1 protein-coding gene is annotated in these 1,276 nt (G+C 67.3%); it reads right to left on the bottom strand.

Annotation, left to right across the window (positions count from 1 at the left end):
* Positions 1 to 514: 514 nt before the first annotated feature.
* On the bottom strand, positions 515 to 1,276 hold a 762-nt coding region (locus AC1DU6_RS31715), incomplete at its 5' end, for an ABC transporter ATP-binding protein (RefSeq protein ID WP_477862156.1).

Raw genomic sequence — 1,276 nt, forward strand, 5'->3', positions numbered from 1 at the left:
GATCGGCGCGCGAAAACTCTCACTTCCATTTCGGGCAGACGCGACCCGCTGCGCTCTCGCTGCTGTCCCTATGACGAGCATCAAGGATCGCCCCTTCACGCCGGTTAACGTCGGCTGCACGCCGAACTCGTCAGGGAATACCGCGTCGCTGGGGCGACGCTTCAGCGGGTGGGCACGAGTCGCGTCGCCCGCGCGACGCTGTATTTGRTTTTSTGGTGAGCYCGGCGTGCAGCCGCGCGTTAAGCGGRCAGGTGGTGCGRTGGATGSYRYTGGYGACARGGACAGCAGCGAGAGCGCAGCGGGTCGCGTCGTCCCGCAACGCCATTGGGCGTTTTCGCGCGCCGCTGACGGCGGCGCCGCGATGGTGTGCGGTTCAGGGCCTCTTCTTTGGTGACTTTCTTCTGGCCCCGCAGAAGAAAGTTACCCGGCCGCCGGGACGGACTCCCGGCAATGCAGCGAGCAGACGCGCTCTGCGCAAAAGCAGCCCGCCCGCAGCCATCAAGCCATCAAGCCATCAAGCCGCCTGCTCCACATGCGCATGCCTTGTGTACAGGAAGTCGATGACCTCCTTGCGTGCAGCCACATAGCGAGCGTCTTCCGCCAGCTCCACCCGCACCCGCGGCCGCGGTATGCCCACCGACAGGATCTCGCCAATCGTCGCCGCCGGCCCGTTGGTCATCATGACGATGCGGTCGGACAGCAGCACGGCCTCGTCCACGTCGTGCGTGACCATGACCACCGTGCTCTGCGTGCGCGCGACGATCTTCAGCAGTTCGTCCTGCAGCTTGGCGCGGGTCAGCGCGTCCAGCGCACCGAAGGGCTCGTCCATCAGCAGCACCTTGGGCTCCATGGCCAGGGCTCGGGCGATGCCGACGCGCTGCTTCATGCCGCCCGAGATTTCGTGCGGGCGCTTGTGCAGCGCGTGGCTCATGCCCACCAGCTCCAGCGCGGCGCGGGCGCGCACCTTGAGCTGGGCGGGGCTCTCCTTGCCGCTGAAGACGGACTCGACCGCCAGCAGCACGTTGTCCAGGCAGGAGAGCCAGGGCAGCAGCGAGTGGTTCTGGAAGACGACGGCACGCTCGGGCCCCGGTGCGGCGATCTCGCGGCCGTCGCAGATCAGCGCGCCCGAGGTTGGCGCCAGCAGGCCGGCGATCAGGTTCAGCAGCGTCGACTTGCCGCAGCCCGAGTGGCCGATCAACGTGATGAACTCGCCGCGCTGCACGTCGAGATTGACGTCCTGCAGCGCATGGAAGCGCCCCTTGCGGGTGGTGAAGAC

Source organism: Roseateles sp. P5_B10 (assembly GCF_056400485.1).